Here is an 18259-nt window from a genome sequence, read left to right as displayed (position 1 = left end):
GGGTACGGCGGAAGGTACGCGGTCTGCTCCGCGGCCCCGCCCTGCTCCAGACCGGGACCCGGGTACGGCGGAAGGTACGCGGTCTGCTCCGCGGCCCCACCCTGCTCCAGACCGGGACCCGGGAACGGCGGAAGGTACGCGGTCTGCTCCGCGGCGCCGGACCCGGCCGCCGCACCCTGCCCGCCCTGGGACCAGTCCTGCACGGGCGCGGCGGGGGCCTCGTCGCGGAACCAGCCCTCCGGGGCCACGGCCTGCTGCTGCTCGGGCCCGGGGTAGGGCGGGAGGTAGGCGGTCTGCTCGGCGGCGGACCCGGCCGCCGCACCCTGGCCGCCCTGGCCGCCCTGGCCGCCCTGCGACCAGTCGTGCACCGGAGAAGCCGCGGGATACGGGGACGGGGCCGGGGCCGGGGCAGCCGGAGCCTCGTCGCGGAACCAGCCCTCCGGGGCCGGCGCCTGCGGCTGCGGGCCGGTGGCCGGCGCTCCCCAGGCCGGCCCCTCGGCCGGAACCCCGGCAGGCGGCTGCCCCTGGCCCTGGCCCGGGTACGCCGGGTAGGCCTCGGCCTGGCCGGGCACGAACCCCGCACCCGGGGCGGCGGCCTCCTCGCGGAACCATCCCTCGGGCGCGACCGGCTGCCCCGGCACCGAGCCCAGCGGCGGATGCACCGGCTGGTAACCGGTGTCCCAGGTGTCGGCCTGCCAGGTCTGGGTCCCGTACGGGTCCTGCGGCGGCTGCTGCTGCGAGCGCTGCTGCTGCTGTTGCTGCTGTTCCTCAGGCGTGCTCATCGGCTCCCGCTCACCCGCCCGCGAACGGCGGGAGCACCTCGACGGTGCCCCCCTCGGTCAGCGGTACGGAATCGTGCGGGCGCTTGCCCACAGGTTCTTCGTTCACGAGGAAGGAGCAGCGCAGCAGGACCCGGGTCAGCTCCCCGGGGTGGCGTTCCCGCACGCCGTCGAGCGCCTCGGCCAGCGTCCCCGCCGAGTACGGCTCCTCCGCAGTCCCGGCGGCGGCCTTGGCCGCCGCCCAGTAGCGGATGGTTCCGGTTGCCACTGCAGCTCCTATCGTCGGCTCTCTACCGTCGGCCTCCATGATGGCCCCTCCGGCCACCGCCCCCGGCGTGCTCCGACGCGCCGTCCGTGCGCCGGGGGGTGACTGCCCCGCCGACCCGCATACCTCCGTTCCGGTGAAAAACGGTGCATACGCAGGGCGGGAACGTGGCAGGAGCGTGGTAGGAACCACAGAAGACGAAGCAGGAGAGTCCCGGACGGGAAACGACGGGTGGGCTATTCTGCTGGCGAGAGGATCCGGGCAATGTGGCCCCCGGGTCCTTTTGTGCTTTCAGCACGTTGAACGAACCGAGAACAGTGGTGGCCGGGCGGATCCCCAGGGCGCGGGGCCGCGAGGGCACCAGGCGACACGTACGAAGCAGTACCGCGCACGTCCTCGACGGGACCGAGGAGGAACCGACGTGATGGACCAGCGAACCGTGCACCACCGTCCGGCCCGGGCAGGTGGTCGGTCATGAGCTCGCTCCTGCTGCTCACCAACGCACTGCAGCCGTCCACCGAAGTGCTGCCCGCACTCGGCCTGCTGCTGCACAACGTCCGGGTGGCGCCGGCCGAGGGCCCCGCCCTCGTGGACACCCCGGGCGCCGACGTCATCCTCGTCGACGGCCGCCGCGACCTGCCGCAGGTGCGGTCGCTGTGCCAGCTGCTGCGCTCCACCGGCCCCGGCTGTCCGCTGATCCTCGTCGTCACCGAGGGCGGCCTGGCGGCCGTCACCGCCGACTGGGGCATCGACGACGTCCTCCTGGACACCGCCGGCCCCGCCGAGGTCGAGGCGCGTCTGCGGCTGGCCACGGGCCGCCAGCAGCTCGGCTCGGACGACTCCCCCATGGAGATCCGCAACGGCGACCTGTCGGTGGACGAGGCCACGTACTCCGCCAAGCTCAAGGGGCGGGTGCTGGACCTGACCTTCAAGGAGTTCGAGCTCCTCAAGTACCTCGCGCAGCATCCGGGCCGGGTCTTCACCCGTGCGCAGCTGCTGCAGGAGGTCTGGGGCTACGACTACTTCGGCGGCACCCGGACGGTGGACGTGCACGTACGGCGGCTGCGCGCGAAACTCGGCCCCGAGCACGAGTCCCTGATCGGCACGGTCCGCAACGTCGGCTACCGCTTCGTCACGCCGGAGAAGGTCGAGCGGGCGGCGGCGGAGGCGGCGGCCCAGGCGGCGGCCCAGGTCGCCGCGGAGGCGGCCGCGGAGGGTTCCGCCACGGCCTCCGGGGCGGCCACCCGGTCGGCCTAAAGGCCCGGTGATCGTCCGGTCTTCAGGACGCCCTGCCCAGAGGTAGGTCACCCCGCGTAGACTGCCGCGCGTGGCCAAGGTGACGCGGGATGACGTAGCGCGACTTGCGGGTACTTCTACCGCCGTCGTGAGCTACGTCATCAACAACGGACCCCGGCCGGTCGCCCCGGCCACGCGCGAGCGTGTCCTCGCCGCGATCAAGGATCTGGGCTACCGCCCGGACCGGGTCGCCCAGGCGATGGCGTCGCGGCGCACCGACCTCATAGGCATGATCGTCCCCGATGCCCGCCAGCCGTTCTTCGCGGAGATGGCGCACGCGGTCGAGCAGGCCGCCGCCGAGCGCGGGAAGATGGTCCTGGTCGGCAACTCCGACTACCGGACCGAGCGCGAGGTCCACTACCTGCGGGCCTTCCTCGGCATGCGGGTCTCCGGCCTGATCCTGGTCAGCCAGGGCATGAGCGAGCAGGCGGCCAGCGAGATCGAGGCGTGGGACGCCCGCGTGGTGCTGCTGCACGAGCGCCCGGAGGCGATCGACGACGTCGCCGTCGTCACGGACGACATCGGCGGCGCCCAGCTCGCCACCCGGCACCTGCTGGAGCACGGGCACGAGTACGTCGCCTGTATCGGCGGCATCGAGAACACCCCGTCGGTCGGCGACCCGGTCGCCGACCACGTCGAGGGCTGGCGCCGGGCCATGCTGGAGGCCGGCCGCTCCATCGAGGGCCGGCTGATCGAGGCCCCGTACAACCGCTACGACGCGTACACCGTCGCCCTGGAGGTCCTGGCGCGGCCGGACCGGCCCACGGCCATATTCTGCGCCACGGACGACCAGGCGATCGGTGTCCTGCGCGCCGCCCGTGAACTGCGCATCGACGTGCCCGGGGAACTGGCCGTGGCCGGCTTCGACGACGTGAAGGAGGCGGCCCTCACGGACCCGCCGCTGACCACGATCGCCTCGGACCGCCCGGCGATGGCCCGTGCCGCGGTGGACCTGGTCCTGGACGACGGCCTGCGCGTGGCCGGCTCGCGCCGCGAGCGCCTCAAGCAGTTCCCGTCGGCGCTGGTGGTCCGCCGCTCCTGCGGCTGCCGCTAGGCCGCGGCCTCGGCCGTCCGCTGCCTCAGCCTCACCAGGCGCAGAAGAGGAACAGCAGGAACATCAGAGGCAGCACCACGGCCAACACCACCGAGGCGCAGCCGGGCGAGTTGTCGGGATCGGCGACGGCGGCGACCAGCAGCAGGAGCGACGCCGGGACGACGGGTCCGAGACCGAACGCGGCCCCGATCAGCGAGGCCCACAGCAGCACCATCCCGATGAGCAGGCAGGCCCGGCGGAAGACCGTCGGCGCGGCGCGCATGAGGAGCGGCAGGGCGGCGACGGCCAGCACCGCCAGGTGGACGGCGGCCGGCACGTCCCCCATCCCCACGGTCGCGGCGCACGCCGCCGGGACGGCCGTCACCGCGGCCGCCGTCACGGCCAGCCTCCACGGCACGCGGGGCACCCTCCGGCGCACAACTTCGTCCACGATCTCCCCCGACCATCATGTGAACACGTTCATTTGAACGCGTTCAAGATAGCGGATCGGGGCGACGTCGGGAAGCGTCCTTACATCGGGCATACACGGTTCTGTCGGGCTTCTCAGGCCTGACTCAGGAAGCTCTCATCAACGGCGGGGAGAGTCGTGTCATGACCGAGAGCTTCCGCCGCGAAGGCGAGTACCCGCAGGAACACCGCCCCCAGCACGCGCCGTTCGGCGAGGACTGGCAGCGCGGACGCGACCGGCTGGCGCACGAGGCGGGTGCCGGAACGGGAGCCGGGACCGGGGACGGACCCGGGACCGGGACCGGGGCGTATCCGCCGCCGCCCGCCTACCCGCCGGCCGCGCCCGGCTGGTACGAGGCGCACCGGCCGCCCGTCATCCGGGGCGAGACGGTCCCGGCCCCGGCCGGCGGCGGCGAGGGCGGCGAGGGCGAAGCCGGCGTCCCGCAGGGGCCGGCCCACGCCGCCCCCGCCCGGCGCGCGAAGAAGCCCGTCGCCCTGCTGGCCGCCGTCGCACTCGCCGCGGCCGTGGTCGGCGGCGGCACCGCGGTGGCCGCCCGGGAACTGCTGGAACGGCAGGCCGGCACCAGCGGCGGGGTCAGCGGCACCAACGTCTCGCAGTCCAGCAGCGGCACCGTCGCCGGCGTCGCCGAGCAGGTCGGCCCCTCCGTCGTCCGCATCGACACCCGCACCGGTTCCGGGCAGGGCACCGGATCCGGCTTCGTACTGACCGCCGACGGGGAGATCGCCACCAACAACCACGTCGTGGACGGCGCCACCCGGATCCAGGTGACGACGAGCGACGGCAAGAAGTACACCGCCAGGATCGTCGGCACCGATCCCGGCAAGGACCTGGCCCTGATCAAGCTGGAGGGCGCGTCCGGCCTCAAGCCCGCCAGGCTCGGCGACTCCGGCAGCGTCAAGGTCGGCGACCAGGTCGTCGCCATCGGCTCCCCCGACGGCCTCACCGGCACCGTGACCAGCGGCATCGTCTCGGCCCTGAACCGCGAGGTGAAGGTCCCCACGTCGCAGCAGAGCGCCCCGCGGGCCCGCCAGCAGGGCGAGGACGGCTGGCCCTTCTCCTTCGGCGGCCGCCAGTTCAACGGGGACACCGGCGCGAACACCACCTCCTACAAGGCCCTCCAGACCGACGCCTCACTGAACCCGGGCAACTCCGGCGGCGCCCTGGTCAACATGAACGGCGAGGTCGTGGGCATGCCCTCCGCCATCTACTCGCCCTCGACCGGCGACTCCGCCGCCGGCAGCGTCGGCCTCGGCTTCGCCATCCCCGTCGACACGGTCAAGGCCGACCTGGATTCCCTGCGCAAGGGCGGCCCCGGCGGCAAGGGCTCCTCCGACACCTCCGGCCAGGACTCCTTCGCAGACGGCTTCGGCACGTCCTTCTAAGGGCTGTCCCGCAATCCCCGGTGGATCGGCGCACGGCGTCAGATGCGGTGCATCGCAAGGCGGAAGGGCGTCCTCATACTGGGCGTATTCGGGCGTTCCGACAACGCAGCGAGGTGCCGTAGCTGTCGTCGTGCGCCCGCCGGGGACTACGGGACAGCCCTCAGGCGGCCGTGCGAGGCTGGAGGCGCCGTCAGCCGCCGGACCCCGCAGGCCGGCCACCACCCCCGGGAGACCCATCCATGAACCCCGCCGAAGGCGACGCGCGGATCCTCGTCGTCGACGACGAACCGGCCGTACGCGAGGCCCTGCGCCGCAGCCTCGCCTTCGAGGGCTACGCCGTGCAGACCGCCGTCGACGGGCTCGACGCCCTCGACAAAGCGGCCTCGTACGCCCCCGGCCTGATCGTGCTGGACATCCAGATGCCGCGGATGGACGGGCTCACGGCCGCCCGCCGGCTGCGCGCCTCCGGGAGTGTCACCCCGATCCTGATGCTCACCGCCCGCGACACCGTCGGCGACCGCGTCACCGGCCTCGACGCGGGCGCCGACGACTACCTCGTCAAGCCGTTCGAGCTCGACGAGCTCTTCGCCCGCGTCCGCGCCTTGCTGCGCCGCAGCTCCTACACCGCCGCGCAGGCCGGCGCCGCTCCCCACGAGGACGCCCTGACCTTCGGCGACCTGCGCATGGACCTCGCGACCCGCGAGGTCACCCGGGCCGGACGCCCGGTGGAGCTGACCCGGACCGAGTTCACGCTGCTGGAGATGTTCCTCGCGCACCCCCGCCAGGTCCTGACCCGCGAGCAGATCCTCAAGACCGTCTGGGGCTTCGACTTCGAGCCCAGCTCCAACTCCCTGGACGTGTACGTGATGTACCTGCGCCGCAAGACCGAGGCGGGCGGCGAGCCGCGCCTGGTCCACACCGTGCGCGGGGTGGGCTACGTACTGCGCGCCGGCGAGGGCGGGCCCGAGTGAGCCCGGCCGCCCGCTTCCGCGCGCTGCCGCTGCGCTCCCGGCTGGCCCTGCTGGTCACGGTGGCCGTGGCCGCGGCCGTGGCCACCGTGGCCGGGGTGTCCTGGGTGGTGGTACGGGCCCAGCTCGACAACCAGCTGAACCAGTCCCTGATGGCCACCAACCCGACCAGCCAGGTCCTGGACCGGCTGCGCAGCGGCTGCCCGGCCCGCCCGCCCGCCCAGCCCCAGCAGGACATCGCCGAGAAGCTGAACGCGACCGTCCAGATCGTCACGGCGGACGGCAACCACTGCTGGGTGAGCGGCCAGACCGACCTGCCGGTCAGCGCCCTGGACCGGCAGGTCGCGACCGGCCTGAAGAACAAGGCCCTGCACGACGCGACCACGGACAACGGCGTGCGGATGCGCGTCTACACCTTCGCCGCGCAGACCACGCCCGGCGCACCGATCTTCGCGGTCTCGGTGGCCCGGCCGCTCTCCGACATCGACAAGCCGCTGTCCACCCTGGCCTGGGTGCTGCTGCTCGTCTCCGCCGTCGGCATCGCCGGCGCAGGCGCGGCCGGCCTGTGGGTGGCCCGTACGGGGCTGCGGCCCGTCGACGAGCTGACCGACGCCGTCGAGCACATCGCCCGCACCGAGGACCTGACGGTACGGATCCCCGACGAGGGCGACGACGAGATCGCCCGCCTGTCGCGGTCCTTCAACTCGATGACCGCGGCCCTGGCCTCCTCCCAGGAGCGGCAGTCCCAGCTGATCGCGGACGCCGGGCACGAGCTGCGCACCCCGCTGACCTCGCTGCGCACCAACATCGAGCTCCTCGCGCGCAGTGAGGAGACCGGCCGGGCCATCCCGCCCGACGACCGGCGCGAGCTGCTGGCCTCGGTCAAGGCGCAGGTGACGGAACTGGCCTCGCTGATCGGGGACCTCCAAGAGCTGTCCCGGACCGACGCGGCCTCGCCCGGCCCGCTCGGGGTGGTCGCCCTGCACGAGATCGCCGCGGCGGCGCTGTCCCGGGCCCGGCTGCGCGGTCCGGAGCTGGCCTTCACGTCGGACCTGGAGCCCTGGTACGTACGGGGCGAGGCGGCGGCGCTGGAGCGGGCGGTGGTCAACATCCTGGACAACGCGGTGAAGTTCAGCCCGCCGGGCGGCACGGTCGAGGTGGGGCTGCGGGCGGGCGAGCTGACCGTACGGGACCACGGGCCGGGCATCCCGGCGGCGGACCTGCCGCACGTCTTCGAGCGGTTCTGGCGGTCGGAGTCGGCCCGCGCCCTGCCCGGCAGCGGGCTGGGCCTGTCCATCGTGGCCCGTACGGCGGCCCGTGCGGGCGGCAGCGCCGAGCTGCGGGCGGCGGCGGACGGCGGCGCGGGCACGGAGGCGGTGCTCCGCATCCCGGGGGCGCCGACCCCGCCGCCCTCCGAGCCGTCAGTTGTGCCGGATCAGTGAGGCGACCAGGCCTGAGCGGGTGTTCGGGAAGTCCATCGCGGCGATGCCCAGCCCGGTCCGGCCGGCCATCTCGCCGCCGTCGACGAAGCCGTGGACCTGCGGGTTGAGCCGGTCGGAGTTCCAGCGGGGCGGCATGTAGGCGGAGGTGCTGACGTAGTTGACGAAGAGCTTGCCGGGCTGCTGGACGGCCTTGCGGAAGTGGTCCTCGATCTTCCCGCGCTTGGCGAAGGGCTCGGCGTTCCAGTCGTCCTGGATGTCGAAGACGTTCCCGTCGCCGTAGCGCAGGCCCGGCAGGCCGCCGTTGTCGGCGAGCAGCACCACCTTGCCGCGGGCCTGTCCGAGCGTGGGCAGGGCGTCGGCGATCCGGAACAGCGGGCGCCAGCCGCGGTGGTCCAGGTAGTCGTCGAAGACGGCGCGGAAGGTGGCGTCGCTCTCCCCGGAGTACTCCTGCTTGACGCGCATCAGGACGGTCTCGGCGGGGTGCGCGGCGAGGAAGTTCGCGCAGGCGGCGAGGACGTCGCCGAACATCAGGTCCTGGAAGAAGGACCCGTGGTGGATGGCGAAGGAGCCGCCGGTGACCCGGCAGCGGATGTCGAGGAAGCGGATGCCGGAGTCGAGCTGCTGGGCGATCGAGGTGTTCTGGCAGGCGACGTAGAGCCCGCCCCGGGTGGCTCCGGAGTCGTGCGTGCCGGGGATGGTCATCCGCTGGAGGGCGGTGGAGTCGCCGAGGCCGGCCATCCAGTCCTGGGTGCCGAGCGCGGCCGCCGAGGCGGGCGCGGCCCCCAGTCCGACGGCCGCCCCCAGGGCCAGTGCTCCGGCCAGGAACGCCCGCCGGCCCACTGCCGGTGCGGCGGCCGTGCCCGCATCGGCCGCATCGGCCGCGACGATTGCTGCGCGCCGGCCCCCGCCCGTACCCATGCCGATGGCGATGCCCGTGCCCGTGCCGATGCCCATGCCCGCCCCTTCGCCGACCCGGTGACGGCCGGATTATGGCGTGCACGCGTCAGCTTTACCACCACGTCGGCGGGGTCAGCCTTCGAGCAGACCGACCATGGAGCGCAGCCCCTGGAGGAGTTCACGGCCGTCCGGGGCCTGCTCCGGATCGGTCAGGGTCTGCACCATCACCCCGCTGAGCAGGGCGATGTGCAGCGAGCCGAGGGCCCGCACATCCTCCTCGGAGACCTCCTGCGGCGGCACTCCGCGCAAGGCCGCGGCCACCATCCGCCGGTTGCGGCGCTGCCCCTCGGCGAGGATCGCGAGCAGCTCGGGTGAGGACTGCGCGTGGACGAAGGCCTCGACGGAGGCCAGCCAGAGCCAGCGCGTCTCGCCGAAGTCGCGGATCTTGCGGTCCCAGGTGTCGGCGTAGCGCTCTCCCGCGGTCTCGCCCTCGCCGGCGAGCCGGCCGGATCCCGCGGCCCATTCCTCCATGGCGGCGAACAGCGCCTGGTTGAGCAGGGCCTCCCGGGATCCGAAGTGGTAGCCGATCGCGGCCATGCTCACCCCCGAGGCCGTGGCGATGTCGCGCACGGTCGTGCGCAGGTAGCCCTTCTCCTCCAGGCAGCGCCGGGCTCCGGCCAGCAGGTCCTCGCGATTTCCCATGCCGGGATCGTAGTCGCGACCTTTTTTGGGCAAGCGCGCAATACAAGTGTATTGCGCGCTTGCCCAAATCCTGGCAGGGTGGCGCCATCGGCAAGATCAACGGGCCCACGGGAGGCACGCACATGCGCCACGAGCTGAAGATCGACGACCGGACCCTCTCCTACCTGGACTTCGGCGGCACCGGACGCCCGCTCCTCGCCCTGCACGGCGGCATGTCCGAAGCCCTCGCCTTCACCGGCCTCTCCGCCGCCCTCGGCGGCACCTGGCGGGTCATCGCGCCCGACCAGCGCGGCCACGGCGCATCCGACCGGGCGCCCCACTACCGCCGCGAGGGCTACGTCGCCGACGCCGTCGCCCTCCTCGACCACCTGGGCCTCGACACCGCCGTACCGCTCCTCGGCTACTCCCTCGGCGGGCTCAACGCCTACCACCTGGCCGCCGCCCACCCGGACCGGATCTCCGCGCTCATCGGTGTCGACGCCACCGTCGAGATCCGCATCCCCGACGGCCCGAACTGGTTCGACTTCCTGGGCGGCCTCCCCCACACCGCCGCCACCCGCGAGGAACTCCTCGCCGCCGCCGGCCCGGCCGCGCCCTTCGTCACCGACGGGATGCGCCCGCTCCCGGACGGCACCGGCTGGCGCCTGGCCTACCACCCGCAGGACATGCTCGACTCCATCCACGCCTGCGCCGGCGACCACTGGGACACCTGGCTCGCGAGCACCTGCCCCGCCCTGCTGGTCCACGGCACCGGCAGCCAGGCCCTCACGCAGTCGGTCGCCGACGCGATGGTCGCCCGGCGCCCGAAGACCTCGTACGCGCCCCTCCACGGCGACCACTTCGTGCCGTTCACCGACCCGGACGGCTTCCACCGGGCCGTCGGGACGTTCCTCGCGACCCTCTGAACCCGCCGGTTCCCCGCGCCACGGGGGTGCACGGGGAGGAACGCCGAAGGGGCGGCCGGCCTGTCGGCCCGCCGCCCCTTCGGGCACGCTGTGCGCGGGTGTTACTTGATGACGGTGATCCGGTTCGCCGCCGGCGGGGCGATCGGCGCGGACTCCGAGGAGTTCTTCGTCAGGTAGGCGTTGAAGCAGTCCAGGTCGGACGCGCCCACCAGCTTGTTCTTGTGCTCGCGCAGGACGCTGAAGCCGTCACCGCCGCCCGCGAGGAACTCGTTCATCGCGACCCGGTAGGTCGCGGCGGGGTCGATCGCGACACCGTTCAGCCGGACCGAGTCCACGACGATGCGGTCGGCACCGGTCTTCGTCATGTCGAGGGTGTACGTGAAGCCCTTCGACACCTGGAGGATCTTCGGGCTGGTCCCGTTGACCGGGCCGCTGACCTGCTGCTGGAGTGCGGTGATCAGCTGCGCGCCGGTCAGGTCCACGACGTTCATCATGTTGTTGAACGGCTGCACCGTGAAGGACTCGCCGTAGGTCACGACACCGTCGCCCTCGGCCCCCGAGGCCTTGTAGGCGAGGTCCGAGCGGATGCCGCCCGGGTTCATCAGGGCCAGCTGCGCGCCGCCCTTGTCCGCCGGGGCGAGCGCCTCGAGCTGGGCGTCGGCGATCAGGTCGCCGAGCGGCTTCTCGGGCTCCGCCGAACCGCGGCCCGGGATGTCCGCCGAGATGAAGCCCTGCGGACGGTTGGCGATCGGGGCCGCCAGGGCGTTCCAGCGACCGATCAGCTCGGTCATGTCCGCGGCCTTGGGCTGCTCGCGGTGGACGACCTTGTTGACCGGCTTGGGCGAGCTGATCGGCGTACGGACGATGTCCTTGGTCTGCCGGTCGTAGGTGAGCGTGGTGTCCGTGAACAGACGGCCGACGGAGGCCGCGGAGGTCACCGCGCGCGGGTTGCCCGCCGGGTCGGGGATGTTGCAGGCGTACGCCTGGTGCGTGTGGCCCGTGACCAGCGCGTCGACCTTGGCGTCGACGTTCTTGGCGATGTCCACGATCGCGCCCGAGATGCCGGCGCCGGCGCCCGGGACGTCGCAGTCGTAGTTGTACGCGCCGCTCGCGGGCAGACCGCCCTCGTGGATCAGCGCGACGATCGACTTCACGCCCTGCTTGTTCAGCTCCGCGGCGTACTTGTTGATCGTCTCGATCTCGTCGCCGAACTTGAGGCCCTTGACGCCCTCGGCGGTCACGACGTCCGGAGTGCCCTCCAGGGTGACGCCGATGAAGCCGATCTTCACGTCGCCCTTCTTCCACACGTAGGTGGGCGACATCAGGGGGCGCTTGGTCTTCTCGTCCGTGACGTTCGCGGCGAGGTACTGGAAGGTGGAGCCCGTGAACTCCTTGCCGAGCTCGTAGCAGCCATCGACCGGGTGGCAGCCGCCGTACGCCATGCGGCGCAGCTCGGTCTTGCCCTCGTCGAACTCGTGGTTGCCGACGCTGGAGACGTTCAGCCCCAGCTTGTTCAGCGCCTCGATGCTCGGCTCGTCGTGGAAGAGCCCGGACAGCATCGGGCTGCCGCCGATCATGTCGCCGGCCGCAGCGGTGACGGAGTACTCGTGGCCCTTGCGGGCCTCGCGCAGGGCGGTCGCGAGGTACTCGACCCCGCCCGCGGGTATGGCCTTGGTGGTGCCGTCGGCCTGACGTTCGGTCACGGTGCCGGAGGAGCCCTGCGGGGGCTCCAGAGTGCCGTGGAAGTCGTTGAACGACAGCATCTGCACATCGACGGTCCGGCTCTTGGCCGTACCGCCACCACTCGCGGCTCCGGCCGGGAGTGCGGCGGCGACCATCGCCCCGGCCCCGGCCGTGGCGGCGAGGGCGGCGAAGGTCAACCGGCGGGTTCGGCGGTGCCGTTGTGGCGTCGCTGACATTTAGTCCCCTTTGTGGACAGCGATACTGCTCGGGAGGTCCGCCGAAGCCTATGGTCAACGCGCGTAGCTCTACCAGGGGGTAACGGGTATCGCGTTGGTTACACGCAGAAGAAGGACCGACCCCGCGCCCGTACTCCGCCCGGCGGCCCGGACGGTCGTAGGCTCGTTCCATGACTGACTCAAGCGCGGCCCTGGAGCCGGGACGGCAGATCGAGACCCTCGACGAGCTGACGGGGGAACAGGCCGATGCCGTCCTCGACCTGATCGAGGACGCGGCGCGTACGGACGGCACCACCGCGGTGTCGGAACAGGGAAGGCTCCAACTGCGCGGAGGCCCCCGCCCGGGGATCCGGCACTTCCTGCTCACCGACGGAGGCCGGCTCGCCGCGTACGGGCAACTGGAGGACACCGACCCGGTGGAGGCCCCCGCCGCCGAGCTCGTCGTGCACCCGGCGCTGCGCGGCCGCGGCCACGGCCGGGCGATGGGCATGGCCCTGCTGGCCGCCTCCGGCAAGCGGCTGCGGGTGTGGGCCCACGGCGGCAAGTCCGCCGCCCGGCACCTCGCCCAGGTGCTCGGCCTGACCCTCTTCCGCGAGCTGCGCCAGCTGCGCCGGCCCCTGGCCGAAGGGGCCCCGCTGCCCGATCCGGTGCTCCCGCCCGGAGTGGCCGTACGCACCTTCCTGCCCGGCACCGACGACGCGGCCTGGCTCGCGGCGAACGCGGCCGCCTTCGCCCACCACCCCGAGCAGGGCTCGCTCACCCAGCGCGACCTCGACGACCGGATCGCGCAGCCCTGGTTCGACGCCAAGGGCTTCTTCCTCGCCGAGCGCGACGGCGAGCTCGTCGGCTTCCACTGGACGAAGGTCCACGCGGCGGAGCAGCTGGGCGAGGTCTACGTCGTCGGAGTCCTCCCCGGCGCCCAGGGCGGCGGCCTCGGCAAGGCCCTCACCGCGATCGGCCTCCAGCACCTGGCGGCCCTGGGCCTGCCGACGGCCATGCTCTACGTCGACGCCGACAATCCGGCGGCCCTGGCCGTGTACGAGGGCCTCGGCTTCACCACCCACGAGGTCGACCTGATGTACCGCACGGAAAGCTGACCCGCACAAGCCCCAGGCCCAGCCGCCCCGCCCGACCCCGCCGCCTCACGTCAGCCCCGCCGGCGTTTGAGGCGCGGGGTCCGGGGCAGCGCCCCGGCAACGGCGCCGCACCCGCGCACACCCCCGACCACCACCACACCCCGCGCCCTCCGGGAACGACTCGTGCGCCAGCCGGAGCCGGGAAGCCACGCGCCATTAACCGGGCATTCACAAGCGCTTGCGACTCTCCCCCAATGCAGCCCCGACTCCGGCTGACGGCCGACCCGTCCGACGCGCCTGTCCTGCCGCTTGCGCGGAAGAATGGAGTCATGAGTCACAAGCCCAGCGCCGGCCCCACCGAGGTCCCCGCCCAGCACCCGTCTCACACGTCCGCCTCCGCCGCCGGCAAGGCCACGGGCAAGGCGACAGGCAAAGACACCGGCAAGGCCGCCGCCCCGGCCACCGCCGCCGCGCACGCCCGCATAGGCTCCATCGCCGCGCACCGCCCGCACATCGGCCTCGACCCCGACCTCGACGCCGACCTGGACGCCTACGACGACAAGGACGGCGGGGAGCTCCCCCCGGACCGCTTCCTCGACCGGGAGCGCAGCTGGCTCGCGTTCAACGAGCGGGTGCTGGAACTCGCCGAGGACCCCACGACCCCGCTCCTGGAGCGCGCGAACTTCCTGGCGATCTTCGCGAGCAACCTCGACGAGTTCTTCATGGTCCGCGTGGCCGGCCTCAAACGGCGTATCGCGACGGGTGTCGCCACCCGATCGGCCTCAGGCCTGCAGCCCCGCGAGGTGCTGGACCTCATCTGGACGCGCTCGCGCGAACTCATGGCCCGCCACGCCGCCTGCTTCCAGCAGGACATCTCCCCGGCGCTCGCCGAGGAGGGCATCCACCTCATCCGCTGGCCCGACCTCACCGAGAAGGAGCAGGCCCGCCTCTTCACGCTGTTCCGGAACCAGATCTTCCCGGTGCTCACCCCGCTGGCCGTGGACCCCGCGCACCCCTTCCCGTACATCTCCGGCCTCTCCCTGAACCTGGCCGTGGTCGTACGCAACCCCGTCAGCGGCCACCGCCACTTCGCCCGGGTCAAGGTCCCCCCGATCCTCTCCCGCTTCCTGGAGGCCTCCCCGCAGCGCTACGTCCCGCTGGAGGACGTCATCGCCGCACACCTGGAGGAGCTGTTCCCGGGCATGGAGGTGCTCGCGCACCACATGTTCCGCGTGACCCGCAACGAGGACCTCGAGGTGGAGGAGGACGACGCGGAGAACCTCCTCCAGGCCCTGGAGAAGGAGCTCATGCGGCGCCGCTTCGGCCCGCCCGTGCGCCTGGAGGTCGAGGAGTCCATCGACCCCGGCGTCCTGGACCTCCTCGTGCAGGAACTGAACGTCAACGCCTCCGAGGTGTACCCGCTGCCCGGGCCCCTCGACCTGACCGCCCTCTTCGGGATCGCCTCCCTGGACCGGCCCGAGCTCAAGTACCCGAAGTTCGTCGCCGGCACCCACCGGGACCTCGCCGAGGTCGAGTCCGCGCACGCGCCCGACATCTTCGCCGCCCTGCGCGAGCGGGACGTCCTGCTCCACCACCCCTACGACTCGTTCTCCACCTCGGTGCAGGCCTTCCTGGAGCAGGCCGCCGCGGACCCGGACGTCCTCGCCATCAAGCAGACGCTCTACCGCACCTCCGGCGACTCCCCGATCGTGGACGCCCTGATCGACGCCGCCGAATCCGGCAAGCAGGTCCTCGTCCTCGTCGAGATCAAGGCCCGCTTCGACGAGCAGGCCAACATCAAGTGGGCGCGCAAGCTGGAAGAGGCCGGCTGCCACGTCGTCTACGGGCTGGTCGGCCTCAAGACCCACTGCAAGCTCTCCCTCGTCGTCCGCCAGGAGGGCGACCAGCTGCGCCGCTACGCCCACGTCGGCACCGGCAACTACCACCCCAAGACCGCCCGGCTCTACGAGGACCTGGGCCTGCTGACCGCCGACCCGCAGGTCGGCGCGGACCTCTCCGACCTGTTCAACCGACTGTCCGGCTACTCCCGCCGCGAGACCTACCGCCGGCTGATGGTCGCGCCCCGCTCGCTGCGCGACGGACTGATCGCCCGGATCGACAAGGAGGCCGCCCACCACAAGGCCGGCCGCCCCGCGTACGTCCGCCTCAAGATGAACTCGATCGTCGACGAGGCCCTCATCGACTCGCTCTACCGGGCCGCCCAGGCGGGCGTGCCCGTCGACATCTGGGTGCGCGGCATCTGCGCGGTGCGCCCCGGCGTCCCCGGACTCTCCGAGAACATCCGGGTCCGCTCGATCCTCGGCCGCTTCCTCGAACACTCCCGCGTCTTCGCCTTCGGCAACGGCGGCGAGCCCGAGGTGTGGATCGGCAGCGCCGACATGATGCACCGCAACCTCGACCGCCGTATCGAGGCACTGGTCAGGGTCGCCGACCCGGCCCACCGCGCGGCCCTGGACCGGATGCTGGAAACCGGCATGTCCGACACGACCTCCTCCTGGCACCTGGGCCCGGACGGCGAATGGACACGGCACAGCACGGACGCGGACGGCCAGCCGCTGCGGCACGTACAGGAGATGCTCATAGACGCCCGGAGGCGCCGGCGTGGCTCAGCAAAACCGTAACCCGCAGGCAGGGGAGCCGGACGCAGGTGACGTGCTCGGCACGTACCTGCGTTCGCAGGCCACGGCCTTCCTGCGCGGCCTGCGCCTGCACGAGGAGAGCGGGGCCGACGCCGCGGAGAGCAGCGACGCGGCGCGCAGCCTGCGGGGGGCCGCGCGCCGCATCAGCGGATCACTGGCCACGTTCCGGGTGGTGACCCAGTCGTCCTGGGCCGACGCACTGCGCACCGAGCTGGCGTGGCTGTCCTCGACCCTGGCCGACGAGCACGCGTACGCCGCCCGGCTGGCCCGCCTCACGGCCGCGCTGCACCGGCTGTCGGGGTCCCCGGAGCTCCCCGCGCAGCGCGGTTCGGCCGGCTCGCTGACGGTGGGCTCGACGCGCGCGGGAGCACTGCTCGACCGCCAGCTGACCCTCGCCCGCACGCGCGCCCACTCGGCCACCCTCCAGGCGCTCGGATCGTCCCGCTTCCACGCGGTGGCGGACGCGGTGGCGCTCCTGGCCTCCGAGGTGCCGCTCGATGCGGTCGCGGCCCGCGGACGGGTCGGGGAGGTCCTCGTCCCCCTCGCGGCCGTGGCCGAATCCCGACTGTCGGCCGCGGTGTCGGCGCTGCCGCCGATCGACGCCCGCGAGGCGACGCCGAGCCCGTACGACGCCGACCACGACGGCCTCTGGCACGACGTGCGCCGCCTGCTGCGGGTCCACCGCTACGCGCAGGAGGTCCTCGGAGAGGACGTGAGCCGGTCGGCGGCCGCGGGCGAGGCGCTGGACCGCCACCGCGACGCCGCCGAGGCCGCCGCCGCCTCCGCCGCCGCGGCCCGTACCCCGCGCATCGCCCCGGCGACCGCCTACGCCTTAGGCGTCCTGCACGCCGACCAGCGCCACGAGGTCGAGGCGGCCCGGACGGATTTCCAGCACCTCTGGCTCCGGGAGCCCGCGGGGCGCACCGCGGTAACGGCGGGATAACGGATGATGGCGATCGTGGGCGGACTCGCCGGAACGCACCGGGTCGTCCGCCACGGTTCACCCTCCGTTCACTCGGGCCGGTCGGCTGCTTCACCTGTTCTGCCTAGTTTCGGTCGTGCACGGAGACGGCGGTCCGCAGACGGAGCGGCCGGCCCGCGCACCCGACGTAGTAGTCCTCTTCGCACGCCGCCCGGTACGAACGGAAAGCGGCCGGCGGCTTCTGGAAGGAACACCCGAAAGTGAAGCTTCAGCGCAAGAACATGCTTCGTGCCTCCGCCCTCGGTGCGCTTGTCGTGTCCGGCGCCCTGGTCCTCACGGCGTGCGGCTCGGACGACAACACCAAGACCGGCGACGGTGCATCGAAGGCCGCCGCTCCGGCCGCCGGCGACATCAAGTGCGACGGCGCCAAGGGCAAGCTGCTCGCCTCCGGCTCCTCCGCGCAGAAGAACGCGGTCGAGCTGTGGATCAAGAACTACATGGCCGCCTGCTCCGGCGTCGAGGTGAACTACAAGTCCTCCTCCTCCGGTGAGGGCATCGTCGCCTTCAACCAGGGCACGGTCGGTTTCGCCGGCTCCGACTCGGCGCTGAAGCCGGAGCAGATCGAGGAGTCGAAGAAGATCTGCACGGGCGGCCAGGGCATCGACCTGCCGATGGTCGGCGGCCCCGTCGCCCTCGGCTTCAACGTCGCCGGCGTGGACAAGCTGAACCTGGACGCCGCCACGATCGCCAACATCTTCAACGACAAGATCAAGAAGTGGGACGACGAGGCGATCAAGAAGCTGAACCCCGGGGTCACGCTTCCCTCCACCGCCATCCAGGCCTTCCACCGCTCCGACGACTCGGGCACCACCGAGAACGTCACCAAGTACCTCAAGGCCGCCGCCCCCGACGCCTGGCCGCACGAGGCCGCGAAGAAGTGGGCCGCCCCCGGCGGCCAGGCCGCCTCCGGCTCCGCCGGTGTCGCCGCGCAGGTCAAGCAGGTGGACGGCGCGATCGGCTACTTCGAGCTCTCCTTCGCCAGCGCCCAGGGCATCAAGACCGTCGACCTCAACACGGGCGCGGCCGCCCCGGTCGCGGCCACCGGCGAGAACGCCTCCAAGGCCATCGCCGCCGCCAAGGTCTCCGGCACCGGCTCCGACCTGGCCCTGAAGCTCGACTACACCACCAAGGCCGAGGGCGCCTACCCGCTCGTCCTGGTGACCTACGAGATCGTCTGCGACAAGGGCAACAAGGCGGACACCCTGCCGACCGTGAAGTCCTTCCTGAGCTACGCCGCCTCGGACGCGGGCCAGAAGGTCCTCCTCGAGAACGGCTACGCGCCGATCCCGGCCGAGATCAACGCCAAGGTCCGCGAGACCATCAACTCGCTGGGCTAGTCCTGAGCTCCGAGGCCCGGTCCGCCCCCTCCCCCCGTCCGGGGACCGGGCGGGCCGGCCCCGGAGACACTTCCCCTCCACCCGGGGGAATCCGGTGCACCGCCGCCAGGGGGCTCGCCCCCCACA

The 18259-nt window shown here is 72.6% G+C and carries 15 protein-coding genes and 1 pseudogene; 10 read left to right on the top strand and 6 right to left on the bottom strand.

The window, feature by feature from the left end; all coding sequences use genetic code 11:
* Positions 1 to 782 (bottom strand): annotated as a pseudogene (locus AVW11_RS25650) (hypothetical protein); the annotation flags it as partial.
* Between the two features lie 10 nt (positions 783 to 792).
* Positions 793 to 1047, bottom strand: a complete 255-nt coding sequence (locus AVW11_RS25645) for a MoaD/ThiS family protein (protein WP_030855193.1) — start codon at positions 1045 to 1047, stop codon at positions 793 to 795.
* A gap of 471 nt (positions 1048 to 1518) precedes the next feature.
* Here AVW11_RS25645 and AVW11_RS25640 point away from each other — a divergent pair, with 471 nt between their 5' ends.
* Positions 1519 to 2301, top strand: a complete 783-nt coding sequence (locus AVW11_RS25640; RefSeq protein ID WP_060178911.1) for a response regulator transcription factor — start codon at positions 1519 to 1521, stop codon at positions 2299 to 2301.
* 70 nt (positions 2302 to 2371) lie between these two features.
* Positions 2372 to 3394, top strand: a complete 1023-nt coding sequence (locus AVW11_RS25635) for a LacI family DNA-binding transcriptional regulator (RefSeq protein ID WP_030855197.1) — start codon at positions 2372 to 2374, stop codon at positions 3392 to 3394.
* Between the two features lie 31 nt (positions 3395 to 3425).
* Here AVW11_RS25635 and AVW11_RS37505 read toward each other — a convergent pair whose 3' ends face one another.
* A complete protein-coding gene (locus AVW11_RS37505; protein ID WP_060178910.1) occupies positions 3426 to 3791 on the bottom strand; it encodes a hypothetical protein in 366 nt (121 codons plus the stop codon).
* Positions 3792 to 3985: 194 nt separating this feature from the next.
* Here AVW11_RS37505 and AVW11_RS25625 point away from each other — a divergent pair, with 194 nt between their 5' ends.
* From AVW11_RS25625 to AVW11_RS25615, 3 genes are all read left to right on the top strand, one after another.
* A complete protein-coding gene (locus AVW11_RS25625) occupies positions 3986 to 5245 on the top strand; it encodes a S1C family serine protease (RefSeq protein ID WP_076046140.1) in 1260 nt (419 codons plus the stop codon).
* 239 nt (positions 5246 to 5484) lie between these two features.
* Positions 5485 to 6216 (top strand): response regulator transcription factor, encoded by a 732-nt coding sequence (locus AVW11_RS25620; RefSeq protein WP_060178908.1) that lies wholly within the window; start codon positions 5485 to 5487, stop codon positions 6214 to 6216.
* Positions 6213 to 7655 (top strand): sensor histidine kinase, encoded by a 1443-nt coding sequence (locus tag AVW11_RS25615; protein ID WP_030855204.1) that lies wholly within the window; start codon positions 6213 to 6215, stop codon positions 7653 to 7655. Before AVW11_RS25620 ends, AVW11_RS25615 begins: the two co-directional genes overlap by 4 nt.
* Here AVW11_RS25615 and AVW11_RS25610 read toward each other — a convergent pair.
* Positions 7635 to 8609: a phosphatidylinositol-specific phospholipase C gene (locus tag AVW11_RS25610; RefSeq protein WP_420856400.1), complete on the bottom strand. Its 975-nt coding sequence runs from the start codon at positions 8607 to 8609 to the stop codon at positions 7635 to 7637. The two genes, AVW11_RS25615 and AVW11_RS25610, sit on opposite strands and share 21 nt — an antisense overlap.
* A 75-nt stretch (positions 8610 to 8684) precedes the next feature.
* Complete coding sequence (locus AVW11_RS25605; RefSeq protein ID WP_030855207.1) at positions 8685 to 9254, bottom strand: TetR/AcrR family transcriptional regulator; 570 nt, start codon at positions 9252 to 9254, stop codon at positions 8685 to 8687.
* Between the two features lie 59 nt (positions 9255 to 9313).
* Between AVW11_RS25605 and AVW11_RS25600 the strand changes: the two genes are divergently transcribed.
* Complete coding sequence (locus AVW11_RS25600) at positions 9314 to 10159, top strand: alpha/beta fold hydrolase (RefSeq protein WP_338058879.1); 846 nt, start codon at positions 9314 to 9316, stop codon at positions 10157 to 10159.
* Between the two features lie 101 nt (positions 10160 to 10260).
* On the opposite strand, the gene AVW11_RS25595 is transcribed toward AVW11_RS25600, so the two are convergent.
* Complete coding sequence (locus AVW11_RS25595) at positions 10261 to 12078, bottom strand: bifunctional metallophosphatase/5'-nucleotidase (RefSeq protein WP_060178905.1); 1818 nt, start codon at positions 12076 to 12078, stop codon at positions 10261 to 10263.
* Between the two features lie 170 nt (positions 12079 to 12248).
* Between AVW11_RS25595 and mshD the strand changes: the two genes are divergently transcribed.
* From mshD to pstS, 4 genes are all read left to right on the top strand, one after another.
* Positions 12249 to 13175, top strand: coding sequence for a mycothiol synthase (gene mshD / locus AVW11_RS25590; RefSeq protein ID WP_030855212.1), 927 nt, complete (start codon positions 12249 to 12251; stop codon positions 13173 to 13175).
* Positions 13176 to 13483: 308 nt separating this feature from the next.
* A complete protein-coding gene (locus AVW11_RS25585; protein ID WP_199838203.1) occupies positions 13484 to 15796 on the top strand; it encodes an RNA degradosome polyphosphate kinase in 2313 nt (770 codons plus the stop codon).
* Positions 15777 to 16757: a CHAD domain-containing protein gene (locus tag AVW11_RS25580; protein WP_076046136.1), complete on the top strand. Its 981-nt coding sequence runs from the start codon at positions 15777 to 15779 to the stop codon at positions 16755 to 16757. The genes AVW11_RS25585 and AVW11_RS25580 overlap by 20 nt, the downstream gene beginning before the upstream one ends.
* A gap of 239 nt (positions 16758 to 16996) precedes the next feature.
* Positions 16997 to 18133, top strand: coding sequence for a phosphate ABC transporter substrate-binding protein PstS (gene pstS, locus AVW11_RS25575; RefSeq protein WP_030855216.1), 1137 nt, complete (start codon positions 16997 to 16999; stop codon positions 18131 to 18133).
* The last annotated feature ends 126 nt before the right edge of the window (positions 18134 to 18259 follow it).

Source organism: Streptomyces amritsarensis (assembly GCF_001953875.1).
GTDB classification, from domain to species: domain Bacteria; phylum Actinomycetota; class Actinomycetes; order Streptomycetales; family Streptomycetaceae; genus Streptomyces; species Streptomyces amritsarensis.
The sequence above is the reverse complement of the archived record's forward strand: the minus strand, read 5'-3'. Positions and strand labels throughout refer to the sequence as shown.